Annotated in this window: 14 protein-coding genes; all 14 read right to left on the minus strand. The window is 73.4% G+C overall.

What is annotated here, in order from left to right; genetic code table 11:
• Nucleotides 1-4: 4 nt before the first annotated feature.
• A complete protein-coding gene (locus ABZ497_RS07905) occupies nt 5-1,063 on the minus strand; it encodes a carbon-nitrogen hydrolase family protein (protein ID WP_359803946.1) in 1,059 nt (352 codons plus the stop codon).
• A gap of 115 nt (nt 1,064-1,178) precedes the next feature.
• The gene (locus ABZ497_RS07910; RefSeq protein ID WP_329486352.1) at nt 1,179-1,943 is read right to left on the minus strand and encodes a class I SAM-dependent methyltransferase; all 765 of its coding nucleotides are present in this window, start codon (nt 1,941-1,943) and stop codon (nt 1,179-1,181) included.
• Entirely contained in the window at nt 1,930-3,429 is a 1,500-nt protein-coding gene (locus ABZ497_RS07915) for a coproporphyrinogen-III oxidase family protein (RefSeq protein ID WP_352291421.1), read from the minus strand. The genes ABZ497_RS07910 and ABZ497_RS07915 overlap by 14 nt, the downstream gene beginning before the upstream one ends.
• 15 nt (nt 3,430-3,444) lie before the next feature.
• Nucleotides 3,445-4,125, minus strand: coding sequence for a methyltransferase domain-containing protein (locus ABZ497_RS07920; RefSeq protein WP_359803947.1), 681 nt, complete (start codon nt 4,123-4,125; stop codon nt 3,445-3,447).
• Between the two features lie 5 nt (nt 4,126-4,130).
• Nucleotides 4,131-5,270 (minus strand): BtrH N-terminal domain-containing protein, encoded by a 1,140-nt coding sequence (locus ABZ497_RS07925; protein ID WP_359803948.1) that lies wholly within the window; start codon nt 5,268-5,270, stop codon nt 4,131-4,133.
• The gene (locus tag ABZ497_RS07930; RefSeq protein ID WP_359803949.1) at nt 5,267-6,148 is read right to left on the minus strand and encodes an NAD(P)-binding domain-containing protein; all 882 of its coding nucleotides are present in this window, start codon (nt 6,146-6,148) and stop codon (nt 5,267-5,269) included. Before ABZ497_RS07930 ends, ABZ497_RS07925 begins: the two co-directional genes overlap by 4 nt.
• On the minus strand, nt 6,145-7,479 hold the full coding sequence (locus ABZ497_RS07935; protein ID WP_359803950.1) for an AMP-binding protein: 1,335 nt from the start codon (nt 7,477-7,479) through the stop codon (nt 6,145-6,147). The genes ABZ497_RS07930 and ABZ497_RS07935 overlap by 4 nt, the downstream gene beginning before the upstream one ends.
• Nucleotides 7,476-8,528, minus strand: coding sequence for a zinc-binding dehydrogenase (locus tag ABZ497_RS07940; RefSeq protein WP_359803951.1), 1,053 nt, complete (start codon nt 8,526-8,528; stop codon nt 7,476-7,478). Before ABZ497_RS07940 ends, ABZ497_RS07935 begins: the two co-directional genes overlap by 4 nt.
• Nucleotides 8,525-9,982, minus strand: a complete 1,458-nt coding sequence (locus ABZ497_RS07945; protein WP_329486345.1) for a cobalamin-dependent protein — start codon at nt 9,980-9,982, stop codon at nt 8,525-8,527. Before ABZ497_RS07945 ends, ABZ497_RS07940 begins: the two co-directional genes overlap by 4 nt.
• The gene (mfnA, locus tag ABZ497_RS07950) at nt 9,979-11,226 is read right to left on the minus strand and encodes a tyrosine decarboxylase MfnA (protein ID WP_359803952.1); all 1,248 of its coding nucleotides are present in this window, start codon (nt 11,224-11,226) and stop codon (nt 9,979-9,981) included. Before mfnA ends, ABZ497_RS07945 begins: the two co-directional genes overlap by 4 nt.
• Nucleotides 11,171-12,091, minus strand: a complete 921-nt coding sequence (locus tag ABZ497_RS07955) for a deoxyribonuclease (RefSeq protein ID WP_329486343.1) — start codon at nt 12,089-12,091, stop codon at nt 11,171-11,173. The genes mfnA and ABZ497_RS07955 overlap by 56 nt, the downstream gene beginning before the upstream one ends.
• A 7-nt stretch (nt 12,092-12,098) precedes the next feature.
• Complete coding sequence (locus ABZ497_RS07960) at nt 12,099-12,935, minus strand: sugar phosphate isomerase/epimerase family protein (RefSeq protein WP_329486342.1); 837 nt, start codon at nt 12,933-12,935, stop codon at nt 12,099-12,101.
• A gap of 131 nt (nt 12,936-13,066) precedes the next feature.
• Nucleotides 13,067-13,705, minus strand: coding sequence for a methyltransferase domain-containing protein (locus ABZ497_RS07965; RefSeq protein WP_329486341.1), 639 nt, complete (start codon nt 13,703-13,705; stop codon nt 13,067-13,069).
• A gap of 94 nt (nt 13,706-13,799) precedes the next feature.
• Nucleotides 13,800-14,909 carry a 2-deoxy-scyllo-inosose synthase gene (locus ABZ497_RS07970; protein WP_359803953.1) on the minus strand — a complete coding sequence of 370 codons (1,110 nt, stop codon included), beginning with the start codon at nt 14,907-14,909 and terminating at the stop codon, nt 13,800-13,802.
• Between the last annotated feature and the right edge of the window lie 51 nt (nt 14,910-14,960).

The following is a 14,960-nucleotide window of genomic DNA, read 5'->3' on the forward strand; positions in this document are numbered from 1 at the left end:
CTGGTCAGGCTCCATCCGAGGCGAACGAGGTGTCCGGGGCCGCCGAGGTGTCCGGGGCCGCCGGGGCGTCGGGGGCCGCCGGGGCGTCGGGGGCCGCCGGGGTCGGGGCGTCCGGGGTGTCCGAAGCGGCATGCGGTGCGGTGTGCGGTGCGGTGTGCGGGGGGAGGGCCGCGGCGGCCCAGTCGGGCAGCGGCCCGTCCGGGTGGGTGGCGGCGGTCAGCGCCAGGCCGAGCGGCGAGCGGCGGAAGTCGGCGGCGAACGGCGCCGCCTCGCGCATCCGGCGCAGCTCGTGCAGGTCCAGGTCGGCGGTCAGCAGTACCTCCTCGCGGTCGGCCTCGGCGAGCACCGGCTGCTGCTTGCGGAAGTCCCGGGAGTAGGCGCCGATCGCCAGCGGGCTGCGCAGGATCGCGCTGCGGCCCATGTAGGTGAGCCCGGCGAGGGTGTTCTCGCCGGTCGCGCTGGCGAACAGCACGTAGGCGCAGTTCTCGGCGGCCCGGGCGAGCAGCATCTGCCGCACCGGCTCGGCGAACGGCCGCAGCAGGACGGAGGGGGCCACGATGATCTCCGCCGAGTCGGCGAACAGGCCGCGCAGCACCTCCGGGAACTGCACGTCGTAGCCGAGCGCGAAGCCGATCCGGCCGAGCGGGGTCGGGAAGACGCGGGCGCCGGTGCGGCCCGTGATGAAGTGCGCCTCCAGGTCGTACACCATGGTGCGCCGCGCGGTGCCGACGAGCTCCCCGGTGTCGTCCAGCAGGACGGCGGTGCTGTGCACGTCGTCCCCGGCGCGCTCCAGCACGCCGGCGGCGATCCAGACGCCGAGTTCGCGGGCCAGGCCGGCCAGCCACTCGGTGAGCGGCCCGGGCACCGGCTCGGCGATCTCGTGGCTCTTCGGCAGGTTGAGCGCGGTGGCGAACACCTCGGGCAGGACGACGAGCCGGCAGTCGTCGTCGGCCGCGGCGCGCACCAGCTTCTCGGCCCGCGCCAGGTTCTCCGCACGGCGGTTGGTGGCGACGGACAGCTGGACGACGCCGACCCGGTACCGGCGAAGATCGGCGGTGGGCATGGTCGTGCTCCTTCCGGGGACGGGCGGTGGCGCGGGCGGGGTGGTCCGGGGGTGGTCCGGGTGGGGTGCCCGCCGCAGCGGCGGGCACCCCACCCGGACCTGGGGACGGGGACCGTCAGTCGAAGATCCGCTCGTAGATGCCGGGCTCGCCGACCGTGTACCCGGTGTCCCTGGCCCGGGAGGAGACCACCAGGTTGATGCCTTCCTTGGTGACGCTCCAGTCGTTCAGGCCGACCTGGTCGAGCAGCTCGCGCATCTCCTCGGTGGAGTACGAGGCCCGCAGCGAGGTCATGAACGCGTTGGCGTCACCGCCGGCGTACTGCAGCACGAACGAGACCATGCCCTCGTCGGCGTCCCGGGCCAGGTCGTACAGCAGGACGGCGCCGCCGGGGCGGCAGACCCGGGCCAGCTCGGGCAGGATCCGGGCGGGCTTGTCCCACCGGTTGATCGCGCAGAAGCTGAACACCACGTCGAAGCTGTCGTCCGGGTACGGCAGCCGGCTGTACCGGGCCCAGTCGCAGGCGAAGTCGCCGCCGTAGGAGACCAGGTTGGCGAAGATGGTGTTCTCCCGGGCGACCTCCAGGAAGGCGTCGTTGCTGTCCAGCCCGGTGAAGGTGGAGTCGCGGTGCTGGGCGGCCAGGCGCAGCGACAGCAGGCCGCTGGCGCAGCCGATCTCCAGGACGTCCTTGTCCGGACCGCAGTCCGGCCCGATCAGCTTCATCATGTGCTGCATCGGGATGATCATCGAGGTGCGCACGCTGCGGTCGTAGGCGCGGCACTCCTCGGCGGTCTCGAACGGGTCGCCCTGCGGGGCCCGCTCGGCGAGGTCGAAGATCCGCCCCCGGCGGGAGCGGCGCGCGGTGGTCTCAGAACTGGACAAGGGGGAGCCCCTTCCGGCCGTCGGTGCGGTCGATCTGCCACTTGAGGATCTCGGTGCTCGCCGAGGTCGGCTGCGGGAGCCGGTAGTTGGCGTCCGAGTAGAAGCTCTTGGAGATGTTGTCGATGTAGTACCAGCCCTTCGGGTAGGTGACCTGGATCGCGTCGGCGTCGACCTCCAGCAGCCCCTTGGCCACCAGGTCGTCGATCTTGTCCTTGAAGTACTCGTACGGGTCGACGCCGTGCCGCTCGCGGTAGACCGAGCGCTTGACCCGCAGCAGCTTCAGCCCCAGGACGAGGCTGCGGCAGCGCTGCTCGTGCTCGTCGGTGTAGGCGCCCATCACCACCGGCAGCCGGCCCTCGTTGCACCGGCTGATGTACGACTCGATGTCCGGCTCGTTGAGGTACATGTGGTTGTTCAGGTACCCGTAGGCGCCCGAGCCGATGGCCACCATGTCCCCGCACCGGCCCCAGATCTGGGACAGGTGGTCGGTCAGGTAGAAGGTGTCCGTCTCCAGGCCGCGGTACGGCTTGCTGCCGTCCTTCACCACCGGGTACGTCTTGACCCCGGCCGCCTCCCACTCGGGCCGCATCGGCTCGATGAAGTCGTTGTAGGTGAGCGCCAGGTAGCCCGCGTCCATCAGCGTGGTGTGCAGGTACTGGTACATCTCGTCGGCCTCGCGGGTGCTCGGGCAGGGCGGCGTGGCGCCGCTCTGCAGCGCGAAGAACACCTCCGAGCCGGGCATGACCGCGTAGTTGTAGACCGAGAAGGACGTCACCGGGAGGTCCATCAGGGTGCGGATGTCCTGCGCCCACAGCTCGGGGGTCTGGCCGGGGATGCCGATCATGTAGTCGATGCAGAGGTTCTCCAGGCCGCTGCGGTCGATCAGCTCGATGGTGCGGGTGGCGGACTCGCCGGTGTGCGCCCGGGCCCGGCCGAGGTAGCGCAGCAGCGGGTCGTGGAAGGTCTGGACGCCCAGGCTCATCCGGTTGACGCCGTGCTTGAGCAGCACGTCCAGCTTCTGCTGGTCGACGTCGACGGGGGTGGACTCGATGGTGACCGAGCAGTCCGGGCTGAAGTTGAGCCGCTGCTTCATGTAGCCCAGCAGGTCGTCGAGCTCCTCGGCGCGCAGCGTGGTGGGCGTGCCGCCGCCGAAGTAGCCGGAGGTGAAGACGGTGTCCCGGACGTGCGGCAGCTGCGAGTAGAGGTCGATCTCCCGCTTGAGCGCCTGGATGTAGCGCTGGGTGAGGGTGTTGCGGGTGGAGAACTTGTTGTACGGGCAACTGGTGCAGACCTGGTTGCAGAACGGGATGTGCACGTAGAACGACGTGGTCTTCGGGAACTTCTCCCGGGTGGCGTAGATCTGGTCCGCCGACAGCGGCTTGACGTCGCACGGGTACCAGCGGACGAACTCGATGTCCCGCTCCGGGTAGTCGCGCCAGAAGCTGGGGGTGTCGAGGAAGTTCCGGGTGATCGCTTCTTGGGTCATGTGCCTCTCCGGTCGTCAGGTGGCGCGGTGGTGCTCGACGGTGAGTGCCATCGGGCCGTCCGGGCCGACCGCCCAGTCGGCCATCCCCGCGGCGTCGAGCAGTTGACGCAGTTCGGCGCCGGTCCAGGCGCCGCGCAGGGAGTCCAGGTAGGTGCGCAAGCGGTACTGGCCGTCGGGCGAGTCGTCGGCGGCCATCTCGCGCAGGGTGTATTCGAGGATGAACGGATCCGGGTCCCGGCGCAGGTCGTTGACCAGTAGCCGGCCGCCAGGGGCCAGGGCCCGCGCCGCCCCGCGGAGCAGGGCGGTGGGGTCGGTGCACTCCCCGAGCGCGTGCACGCTGTAGACCAGCGGGTGGCGCCCGGCGAGGGGGGCCGGCAGCGGGGCGCCGGCCGGCCAGTGGTCGACCGGCACCGCCGCGCCGAGCCGCTCGCGCAGCGGGGCGACGGCGCCCGGGTCGGTGCAGAGCACCCGCAGGTCGACCGGGCGGCGGGCCAGCAGCAGGGCGGCGAACCCGCCGTAGCCGGGGCCGACCTCCAGCACCGGGCCGTCCGTGCAGGCGCTCTCCAGCAGGTCGAGGAACTCCTCCTTGTACTGGTTGCGGGCGGCCACGTACCGGTCGTACGCCAGGCGGTCGGCCTCGTCGGAGAGCCGGTGGCGGGTCGGCGTCCGGACGGCCGGCAGCAGGCCGGTGGACACCCCGCTCACACCTCCCTCAGCAGGGCGAACAGCTCCCGCTCGGTCTCGGCGACGGAGGCCAGGGCCGCCCGCAGCTCCCCGGCGAGGCGCTCGCGCACCGGGGCGAGCCCGGCGGCCGCGGCGGCCCGCAGATCGGGCAGCCGCTCGCCGAGCAGGGCGGCCCGGGCGAGGGCGGCGGCGCCGCCGTCCAGCAGCTCGGCCTCCCGTGCCCGGTAGGCGGCGCCGAGTTCGGTGAACGCGGGCGTCCAGTCGGGCAGCAGCAGGGCGATCACCCGCTCCCAGCGCCCGGCGCTGTCGGCGCAGAGCAGGGCGGCGTCGGCCAGCCGGTGGTCCCCGGTGAGCTCGGCGGCTTCGGTCAGGAAGGTCCGGAACAGGTTGCGGAAGGCGTTCCCCCCGGTGCCGGCCAGTTCGAAGTCGACGTAGGCGCCCGCGAGTTCGTCCACCACGGCGGCGGCGGGGGTGTCGCTGAGCAGCAGGTGCCGCAGACCGGCGCCGTAGGAGTCGAGGCCGCGCAGCCCGAAGCTGGGCACGGGCGGGTGCAGCATCGCGCGGCAGGACCAGCGGATGCCCTGGCGGATGTCGTCCTCGGTGGGGTACCGGGCGGCCTTCCAGTCGGCGCGCAGCAGGGCGTGCCGGGGCGGGAAGGGCTGGTGGCCGGAGGCCCGGGCGGTGGCGAGTTCGGCCGTGGTCAGGGTCTGCGCGCGGGCCGGGCGGTCCGAGACGGTGACGGTGTCGTTGTCCCGGTCGTGGCCGACGACGACGATCGCGTGGCCGCCGAAGTGCCGGGTGGCCTGGAAGTACGGCAGGTGGAAGAGGTCCGCGTAGACCACCGCCGGGCGGCCGAGGTCGAGTTCGGCCAGCAGGTCGCCCCAGGCACGCTCGGGGTCGTCGGTGACGGCGACCTCCAGGTCGAGGCCGACGCCGGCCGCCATCCGCCGGGTGAACTCGGGGAACGGGCCGTTGCGGCCGCCGGTGAAGCCGCGTCCGCCGGGCGGGGCGGGCATGTGCATGAAGTTGATGCCGCCGGCCACGCCGAACAGCATCGCCTCGCTGATCGGCAGGTCGTGCGCGGCGAGTTGCTTGCGCATCGACGCGGTCTCGCAGTGCGCGCCGCCGTGCGGGACGTCCGGCGGGGTGGTGGTCATGCGGGTCCTCCCGGGGTGACGGGGCGCTCGGCCCAGGCGGCCCAGCCGAGCGCGTCCGGCGGGACGAGGTCGGTGGGCGGCAGGACGGTCGGTGGCCGGACGGCGGCCCGGTGCCCGGCCGGTGCCCGGTCGGCGGCGGGCGGCGCGGTGCCGGCGGCCTCGGCGGCGATCTCCTCCAGCACCGAGCGGGTGTAGGGGTTGGCGTCCGAGGGCGGGTAGTCCAGCGCCGTCCCGACGAAGACGTTGCGGATCGCCGCCCGCACGATGTCGGTGGGCAGGCCGCGGCCGGTCAGTTCGGCGGCCAGTTCGGCGCAGGCGCGCAGGGCGGCCTTGGTGGCGGCGCGGTTGGCCGGGCCGACGCACGCCTCCGGTCCGAGCACCACCTCGCCGAGGTCGGCGGCGAGGGTCCGCAGCAGGCCGATCCGGCGCGGTGCGGAGGTGACCAGGACGGTCTTGAGGCCGAGGGCCACGGCGGTGAACTGGCAGACCGGCTTGAGGCCGACCACCTCCACGCCGAGGTCCGGCAGGTCCTCGGTGGGCACGCTGGTCGCCATGTTGACGAACAGCGCCCGGCGGCCGACCTGTTCGGTCAGCGCGGCGAGCCGGCGCAGCGCGGCCGCGGTCTCCTGCGGCGGGACGCAGAGCAGCACGGTGTCGGCGGCGGAGAGGATCTCGCGCTGGTCCATGTCGGGCAGCGACAGCTCGGCGGCGACCCGCCGGGCGACCGCGGGGTCGCTGTCGTTGAGCAGCACCGGGAAGCGCTCGGCCAGCCGGTCGGCCAGCACCGAGCCGAGCCGGCCGAGGCCGACCACGGCGATCGTGCCGGGGTCGTTGTGCCGGGGTTCGGCGGGGTTGCCCGGGCGCAGGCCGAGGGTCATGAGACCGCCTCCAGGTCCTCGATGGTGAGGCTGCCGGGCTTGAGCATCCGGTCCATCGCCCGCCGCACCTGGGCGCGGTCGATCGGGGCGACCGAGGCGGGCACCGCGAACTCCGCGGTGACCCGCTCGGCGACGGCCGCGCAGAGCGCCGCCGGGTCCTCGACCTCGGCCTCGACCCGGATCTCCAGGTGGTCCCCGGAGACGCCGGCCGCCCAGTAGAGGCCGGCGCCCTCGGTGGCGAGCACGGTCTGCTCCAGCGCCAGCTTGTTGATCCGCTGCCCGCCGACGGTCAGCTGCTCGCTGACCCGGCCGTGGTGCGAGAGCACCCGGCGCGGGCTGCCGCAGGCGCAGGGCTCGGCGGAGACGGTGACGAAGTCGCCGCTGCGGTAGCGCAGCAGTGGCATGGCCCGGCCGGCCAGGGCGGTGATGACCAGTTCGCCGGCGGTGCCGTCGGGGACGGGGTCGGTGGTCTCCGGGTCGATCACCTCGAACAGGTGCCGGTCCTCGGTGAGGTGCAGGCTGCCCCGCTCGCAGACCAGGCCGAGCGAGTTGGTCTCGGTGGAGCCGTAGGCGTTGGAGAGCCGGACGCCCCAGAGCGCGGCGATCTTCTCCAGCTTGGCGGGGGAGCAGGTCTCGCCGACGTAGAGGAAGGTCTTCAGCCCGATCTCGGCCGGGTCGCGCCCGGTGTCCTTCAGCATGTCGTAGAGGCGCAGCGCCCGGCTCGGCGTGCAGACCAGGGCGGTCGGGCGGACGGTCCACATCATCTCGACCATCCGCTCGAACGGGCAGACCAGGCTGAGCGTGCCGACCGGCACCACGGCCGCGCCGTTCTGCTCCAGCGCCCGGTCCAGGTCGTAGGAGGCGAAGGCGAGTTCGTAGGGGATGGCGATGAAGACGAGGTCGCCGGGGCCGAGCACGTGGCCGACGGACTGCTCGACCGCGACGTTGCCGCGGATCCAGTCCTCGTAGGTGATCATCGAGGAGGTGGGGCTGCCGGTGGTGCCGGTGGACTCGCCGTAGCGGATCAGCTCCTCCCGGCCGACGGCCAGCAGGCCGAACGGGTAGGCGCCGCGCAGCTCGGCCTTGGTGGTGAAGGGCAGGGTCCGCAGCTCCTCGGCACTGGTGGGCCGCAGCGAGCCGTGCCGCCCGGCCCAGCGCTCCCGGTAGAACGGCGAGTTGGCGAAGGCGTGGTCCAACTGACGGCGCAGCAGAGCGAACTGGTGGTCGGGCACCTGGTCGGGGCTGAGCTTCTCGAACGCGGCCAGGTCGGCCAGCGCGGCCTCCCGGATCTCCGGATAGCGCAGGTGCGGGGGGCGGTCGGCGGTGGTCACCGGGCATCCTCTCCAAACATCAGCTGGGTCTTGATCCGGGTACGGGGGTCGAGCGTGAAGGCCTCCGCCGCCCGTTCGGCCGGCAGGCGGTGGGTGACCAGCAGCCCGGCCTCCTCGCGGTGGCCGGCCAGGAACTCCTGGGCGCGGTGGAAGCCGCCGGTGCCGCCGATCGAGCCGACCAGGGTCAGTGCGTTGGCCACCAGCAGGTCGGTGCGGAGTGCGGCGCTGCGGCGCAGCCCGAAGCAGAGCACCCGGCCGCGGGGGACGGCGCAGGCCAGCGCGGTGGCGAGGCCGTCGGCGCCGCTGGAGCAGTCCACGGTCAGGTCGTACCGGGCGGCGGCGGTCAGGGCGGCGTACCCGCCGGCGGACCGCGCGGCGGCGTCGGGCTCGGGCGCGGCGGTGCGGACCCGGGCGCTCGGCAGCAGCGCGGTGACGGCGGCGGCCTTCACCGGGTCCGCCTCCAGCAGCTCCACCTCGCCCACCCCGTACGCCCCGGTGAGCAGCAGGTAGCTCGCCAGGCCGAGGGCGCCGGCGCCGATCACCAGGATCCGCTCGTCGGGGCGCGGGTCGATCCGCTGCAGGCCCTGGGCGGCGACGGCGAAGAACTCGGAGAGCGCCAGCAGGCCGGGGCCCAGGCCGTGCGTGTCGGGGTAGAGGTAGCGGCGGTCCACGGTCCGCAGCCGGGTCGAGAACCCGTCGACGGTGAGGCCGAACTTCTCGATCCGGGTGCAGACGTTGCGGTCGGTGCCGCAGCGCGGGCAGTCCCCGCACCAGCGCGAGCAGTCGCCGGTGACCCACTGGCCCAGCAGCGCGCGGCCGTTGCTCCCGGTGTCGACCACCAGGCCGGACCACTCGTGGCCGAAGCGCAGCGGGTAGCTGCTCGGGCCGCCGTAGGCGCCGTCGTACAGCGCCTGGTCGCTGCCGCACAGGGTGACCCGGTCGACCTCGACCAGGACCTCGTCCGGGCCGAGCGGCGCGGTCGGCGGCTTCGCCTCGTCGACGGTGAGCCGGCCGGGGCCGGTCAGCCGCAGGTCCGCCCCGGCGCTCACCGGGCACCGTCCCCGGCCGCCGGGAGCGGCGGCAGGTGGTCGTTCAGCTCGGCCTCGATCCGCTCGCTCTCCGCGCGGGCCATGGTGATGCGCTCGCGCAGGCTGATCGAGTTGAGCCCCCACCACAGGTACCAGTTGTCGTTGGCGAGCACCCGCGCCTGGATCTCGTCGAGGACGGCGGCGTCCTCGATGACCGCGCGGGAGCAGTAGTACTTGGGCACGATGAATCGCTCCGTTCCGGTGATCATGCCTTCGGCGACGGCGGTGGTGTGCAGGGCGGTGCCCCGGCAGACCCGCAGGCCGAGCGTCCAGAAGGCGTGCACGTCGGGCGTGGCGGGCGGCACGAGCTGCTCCATCACGTCGAAGGTCTCGCGGACCGAGTCCCGGTCGTCGCCGGGGCTGCCGATGAACAGGCAGTGCTCGACCCGGATGCCGGCCTCGACGAACTTGCGGTGCGACTCGATGATCTGGCGCTGGCGGAAGTTCTTCTTCAGCCCGCGCAGGATCCGGTCACACGCCGAGTCGGTGCCGAACTCGACGTAGTAGCAGCCGGTGCGGACCATCAGGTCGACCAGTTCGGAGGTCACGTTGCCCGGGTTGACCATGCAGGACCACGGCATCTCGATGCCCCGGCGGACGAACTCCCGCAGCACCTCCAGCGAGTAGTTGAGCGGCAGGTTGAAGACCCCGTCGACGATCTCCAGGACCTCCAGGCCCTCGTCGCGCAGCCGTTCCACCTCGTCGGCCACCCGGGAGACCTCGTCGAACTTCACGCCGGTGCCGTCCACCAGGAAGTTGCTGCAGAAGACGCACTCCAGCACGCAGCCCTTCTTGGTCTGGATGGTCGCCGGCACCTTGAGGCTGCGGTCGTGGGTCTCGTACGAGTAGCTGAAGTAGCGCTGGTCGTACAGGGCCGGGTCGGGGCGGGCCGCCTTGCGGTAGTCGATCCGGAAGACGGCGTCGCGCCGGTGGTAGCCGCCGCCCTCGCGCGGGCTGATCACCCCGGGCACGTCCAGCGGTTCCTCGCCCCGGGCCAGGTGGTCCAGCAGCGGCTGGACGGACTCCTCGGCGAAACCGGTGATCCCGTAGTCGGCCCGGACGAAGTCCATCAGGTCCTCGGGGACGGTGGAGAACCCCGGACCGCCCAGCAGCACGGTGACGCCGGGCAGTTCGTCGCGCGACCAGTCGGCCACCTCGCGGGCGAGCGGGGTGTAGACGACCGGCTCCAGCATGCTCTGCGAGTCGACGTTGCGGATCGAGATCCCCACCACGTCGGGCTTGAAGGCGCGGACCGCGGCCCGGACGACCGGCTCGTCCTCCTCCTCCCACATCAGGTCCAGCGTCTCGACCTGGTACCCGGCCGCCCGTGCCTGGGTGGCGATGGTGACCATGCCGATCGGCAGGACCGGCCGGAAGGACTTCAGCTTGTTGATCGAGACGAAGAGGATCTTCACGGCCGGCCCCCGTCGACCTCGGCCAGCGCGGCGACCAGGCCGCGCAGCTGCCGCTCGCTCTGGTGCCAGTGCACGACCAGCCGCAGCAGGCCCAGCCGGCGGGCCACCGAGGCGATCAGGCCGCGCTCCTCCAGCGCGTCGACCAGCTTCTCCGGGCTCGGGTGGCGGACCGTCACCACGGTGAGCTCGGGCCGCGGGGCGACCTCGAAACCGGCCTCGGTGAGCAGCCGCACCAGCAGCGCCCGGCGCTCCCAAAGCCCGGCGACCGAGGCCCGGTAGCCGCTGCGGCCCTGGGCGCGCAGCGCCGCCCAGGTGGCCAGCAGGGCGCCGCCGGGCCGGGTGCCGAGCAGGGCGTGGTGGTCGAGGGTGCCCCGGTAGTGCGAGGAGGTGCGCAGCGCGTCCGGCGCCCCGGGGTCGCGGAAGAGCACGTGGCCCGCGGGGATCGGCGCGCCGCCGTACTTGTGCGGGTCCAGGGTGATGGAGCTGACGCCGTCGACGCCGAAGCCGATCGCCGGCAGGTCGTCGCCCAGCTCGCGGGCGAACGGCACCAGGAACCCGCCGGTGGCGGCGTCCACGTGCACCGGTACGCCCAGCGCCGAGGCGTGCGCGGCGATCGCCGGCACGTCGTCCACGGCGCCGGACTCGGAGCTGCCGGCGGTGGCCACCACCAGCGCGGTCTCCGGGGTCACCAGCGGCAGCAGCCGCCCGGTGTCGACCCGCAGCCGCTCGTCGGAGGGGACGCGGACCACCTCGACCGCCAGCAGCGCGGCGATCTTGTCGAAGGAGAAGTGCGCGCTGTCGCCCATCAGGACCCGGGCCGGCGCACCGGCCCCGAAGCGGGCCCGGTGGTGCCGGAGCGCGGCGAGCACCGCCAGCAGGTTGGCCTCGGTGCCGCCCGAGGTGGCCACCCCGGCGGCCCCGGGGCCGTCCATCAGGTCGGCCAGCATGGCCGTCACCTCGGCCTCGGCGCGGGGCAGCGAGGGGAAGATCCGGTTGTCACCCATGTTGGACTGCTGGTGGGCGGCGAACACCTGCTCGGCCACCGGCAGCGGCGTCGAGCAGATCGAGTTGAAGACGGTGCCGTCCCGGTAGTCGTGGTCGTCCGCGCAGAGCCCGGCCAGCTCGGCCAGCACCCGCTCGACGGGGACGCCCCGGTCGGGCAGCCCGTGCGGGCGGGCGCCGGCCGGCTCACCCGGCGGCGGGGACCCGGTGGGGGACGGCGAAGAACTGGGCAGCGTTGCCATGAGCGAGAGCCCTCACGATCTGCTCGGGGACACCATGGAGTCGGAGCCGGTGCACCGTCCTGGCCAGACCCAGCGGGTCGGCCGAGCCGAAGTGCAGGCCGGTGTTGAGCATCAGCCGCTCCGGGCCGAACCGGTCCAGCAGGCCGAGCACCTCGCGGTGCGACTGCTTCTCGCGGACCTGGAACAGCGCGTCCTGGCGCGGGGCGACGGCGATCCCGTACCCGCCGAGCCCGCGCAGCGCCGGGTGTTCGGCCAGCAGGTCGATCCGCTGCTCGTCCAGGTCGAGCAGGGCGATCGTGGCCGGGTCGATGCCGGCCCGTTCCACCGCGCCCGCCAGCGGCGCCAGCATCTCCCGGAAGGCCGGCAGCGCGGGCGGCGACTCGACCAGTACCGGCAGCGCGCGCGCCGACGCCAGCTTCAGCTGCCGCTCCAGCACCTCGACCTCGTCCGGGCCGCCGCCGCGCAGCGACACCTCGCCCAGCGCCCGGACCCTCGGGTGGTCCAGGTACCGCTCCAGCACCTCGATCCCGGCCAGCGCGCCGCGCAGCCCCGCCATGTCGGCCGCGTGCACCGCGAGCGCCACGTGCAGGTCGATCCCGTACGCGGCGGCCCGGGCGGTCTCGGCTCCGGCGAGCCGCTCGAAGCGGGCGGCGAAGGCGCTGCCGGAGTCCCGGGCCTCCAGCGAGGCGGAGCACGGGGCGAGCGCGGTGAGCACCCCGCTGACGGCCATCAGCTCGTAGTCGTCCGCGTTGCGCAGGTCGGTGTGGATGTGGTGGTCGAACAGCGGCGTCAGTCCGGTCCCGTGCAGGGCCCGGGGGGCCAGCGGCGGCGGGGGCGGCGGCGGGCCGGGGCGGTCGGCGGGCACGACGGGCTCAGCCCTGCGCGGCGGCGGCGATCGCGGCGGTCAGCACCTCGCGGCTGCGGCGCAGCGCGTGCTCGTAGCGGTCGGCGTGGTTGTACAGCTCCACGCTGACGTAGCCGTCGTAGCCGCCGCGCCCCAGCACCGAGAAGAAGCCGGCGAAGTCGATGTCGCCGTCCCCGGGGATCTCGTGGTGGTGCACCCGGCCCTTGATGTCCTCGACCTGGATGATCTTCGTATAGGGCAGGTTCCGCTCCACCGAGGCGAGGTAGTCCTCCTCCACCACCCGGCAGTGGCCGAGGTCCTGGGCGAGCGCGAAGCGGTCCGAGGCCAGCGCGTCGGCCAGCCGGGCGACCCCGTCGTTGCTCTCCAGGAAGAACTCCGGCTCGGGCTCCATCGCCAGCACCGCGGTGCCCGGGCCGTCCAGCACCTGCCGGACGCCCTCGTCCAGCCACTGCCGGGCCTGCTCCTCGGCCACCTCGGGCTTGCGCTTGCCGGTGGCGAAGTTGACGTAGGGGATGCCGAGTTCGTCGGCTATCCGGACCGACCGCAGGACGAGGTCGACGCGGCGGGCCCGGCCCTCGGCGGTGGGGTGGATCAGCGAGGGCTCGAAGCGCTCCTCACCGAGCAGGTTGTCGGCGCCCGCGGCCAGGCAGCAGGCCGTCAGGCCGGTGCGCTCCAGGGCCTTGCGGATCGGCGCGGCCTCGGCGGGGCCGAAGGCGAACGGGTCCAGGTGGGCCGGGTGGAGCGAGAGTTCGATCCCCTCGTAGCCGGCGTCGGCGACCGCCTCGATCGCCCGCTCCACCGAGATCGTCCGCAGGCCGTTGGCGTTGTAGGCAAGCTTGACCACGACAGTTCTCCTTCTGGCTGGTGACGGTGGTGACGACGGTGACCGGCGGGTCCTGACCGGCCGGTCGCCGGGTGCTGGTGCGCGGCCGCGTCGGTGCGTGCCGCGCCGGGGCTCCGGTGCCCGGGGGCCGGTCACTTCTCCGCGGTGGCGTGCACGTGGAAGTCGTGCCAGGTGCGCAGCTCGATCCGCTGGAAGCCGGCGGCGCGCAGCATCTCCTCCAACTCGTTGAGGGTGAAGCGCAGGTGCACCTCCTCGGGACCGGCGCCGTCGGGCTGGCGGGCGTACCAGGCCTCGATCTCCCGGTTGCGCTCCTTGTCGGCGGTCTTGCGGTAGTCCGCCAGCGCCACCCGCCCGCCGGGGCGCAGCACCCGGTACATCTCGGCGATCGCGGCGGGCGCGTCGTCGGCCAGCTCGTGCAGGACGTAGGTGGAGATCACCAGGTCGGCGGCGGCGTCGGCGACGGGCAGCGGGACCACCGGGCTCACGGTGCGGGTCACCCGGTCGGCCACGCCCTCGCGGGCGGCCCGGCCGGCGAGCACCTCCAGCAGCTCCGGGCTGCCGTCGACGCAGTGCACCGAGCCCTCCGGCCCGACCAGCCGGGCGGCGGGCACGGCCGCGTAGCCGGTGCCCGCGCCGACGTCGACCACCTGCTGGCCGGGCGCGGCGCCGACGGAGCGCAGCAGGTCCTGCACCTCGCCGAGCGCCCAGCGCAGCGGGCCGTCGAGCCGGTAGACCGTCTCGGCGATCTCCGGCGAATGCGCGTCGTTCATGGATGACTCCTTCGGGAGGCCGAACGGGCCGTCCGGCCCTGCTGGGCCGGCGGTCGGGGGTGTGCGCGCGGTGCCCGGGCGCGTAGGGGGGCGGTCAGGCCTCGGCGAGGACGCTCTTCAGCAGCGGCTCGGGCACCGGCGTCTCGTGGTCGCCGTCGACGATGTGCACCCGGCCGATCTCGGGCACCAGCACGAACCGCACCGCGCTGCCCGCCCGGCGCTTGTTGTCGCTGAGGATGACCTCGACGATCCGCTCCGGGGTGAACTCCCGGGGCACCGTGGTCGGACTGCCGATCAGGGTGCCCAGCAGGTGCTCCTGGCGCGCCAGCACCTCCGGCGCGGTGATCCCGAGCCGGATGCCCAGCCGGGCCGCGGCGCACATCCCGATGCCGACCGCCTCGCCGTGCAGCAGCGCGCCCCCGGAGAGGAACTCCACGGCGTGCCCCACGGTGTGGCCGTACTCCAGGATGATGCCGGCGCCTCGCTCGCCCGGGTCCTGCGCCAGGATGCCCAGCTTGCTGCGGACCACCTCGTGGCAGACCCCGAGCAGGTCGTCCCGGATGCCCGCCACACCGCCGGTCAGCAGGCCCTCCATCCGGTCGACCCACGCGGCGTCGTTGACCAGGCCGTTCTTCAGCGCCTCCACCAGCGCGCTGCGGTGCTGGCGCTCCGGCTCGCTGCGCAGCATCGCCACGTCGGCCCAGATGAACAGCGGCGCGTGGTAGACGCCGAACTGGTTCTTGCCGAGGGCGCCGTTGATCGCCTGCTTGTTGCTGAGGGTGCCGTCGGTGAGGTTCAGCATGGTGGTCGGGATCTCGACGAAGCGCAGGCCCCGGTAGACCATGGCGGCGGCCAGTCCGGCCAGGTTGCTGATCATGCCGCCGCCGAGCGCGCCGACGATCGAGTCCTTGGTGGCCCCGGCGGCCACCAGCCGTTCGCAGAGGGCGGTGAGCTCGGGCCAGCCCTTGACGCCCTCGCCCTCGGCCACGGTGATCAGGTTGACGGCGACGCCGGCCCGGCCGAGCCGGTTGGCGAGGTCCCGGCCGAACAGCTCGTACAGCGGCTGGCTGGTGACCAGGTAGAACTCGTCGAAGGCGTGCCGGCCGAGGTACTCGGGCAGCCGGTCGCCGATGGACTCGCCGAGATAGTACGGGCAGCTTGGGCTGGTCCCGCTGGACAGCTCGATGATGGTTCCGTCGGACACGTCGGTCCTTTCGTGCAGGGTGTCGGAACGGGTGGTGTCGGAACGGGTGGT

It is taken from the genome of Kitasatospora sp. NPDC005751 (assembly GCF_040630835.1).
Classification (GTDB): domain Bacteria; phylum Actinomycetota; class Actinomycetes; order Streptomycetales; family Streptomycetaceae; genus Kitasatospora.

Coding starts and splice junctions, on each gene's coding strand:
- ABZ497_RS07905 (WP_359803946.1), bottom strand. CDS start 1,063: ATGCCCACCGCCGATCTTCGCCGGTACCGGGTCGGCGTCGTCCAGCTG.
- ABZ497_RS07915 (WP_352291421.1), bottom strand. CDS start 3,429: ATGACCCAAGAAGCGATCACCCGGAACTTCCTCGACACCCCCAGCTTC.
- ABZ497_RS07925 (WP_359803948.1), bottom strand. CDS start 5,270: ATGACCACCACCCCGCCGGACGTCCCGCACGGCGGCGCGCACTGCGAG.
- ABZ497_RS07930 (WP_359803949.1), bottom strand. CDS start 6,148: ATGACCCTCGGCCTGCGCCCGGGCAACCCCGCCGAACCCCGGCACAAC.
- mfnA (WP_359803952.1), bottom strand. CDS start 11,226: ATGGCAACGCTGCCCAGTTCTTCGCCGTCCCCCACCGGGTCCCCGCCG.
- ABZ497_RS07965 (WP_329486341.1), bottom strand. CDS start 13,705: ATGAACGACGCGCATTCGCCGGAGATCGCCGAGACGGTCTACCGGCTC.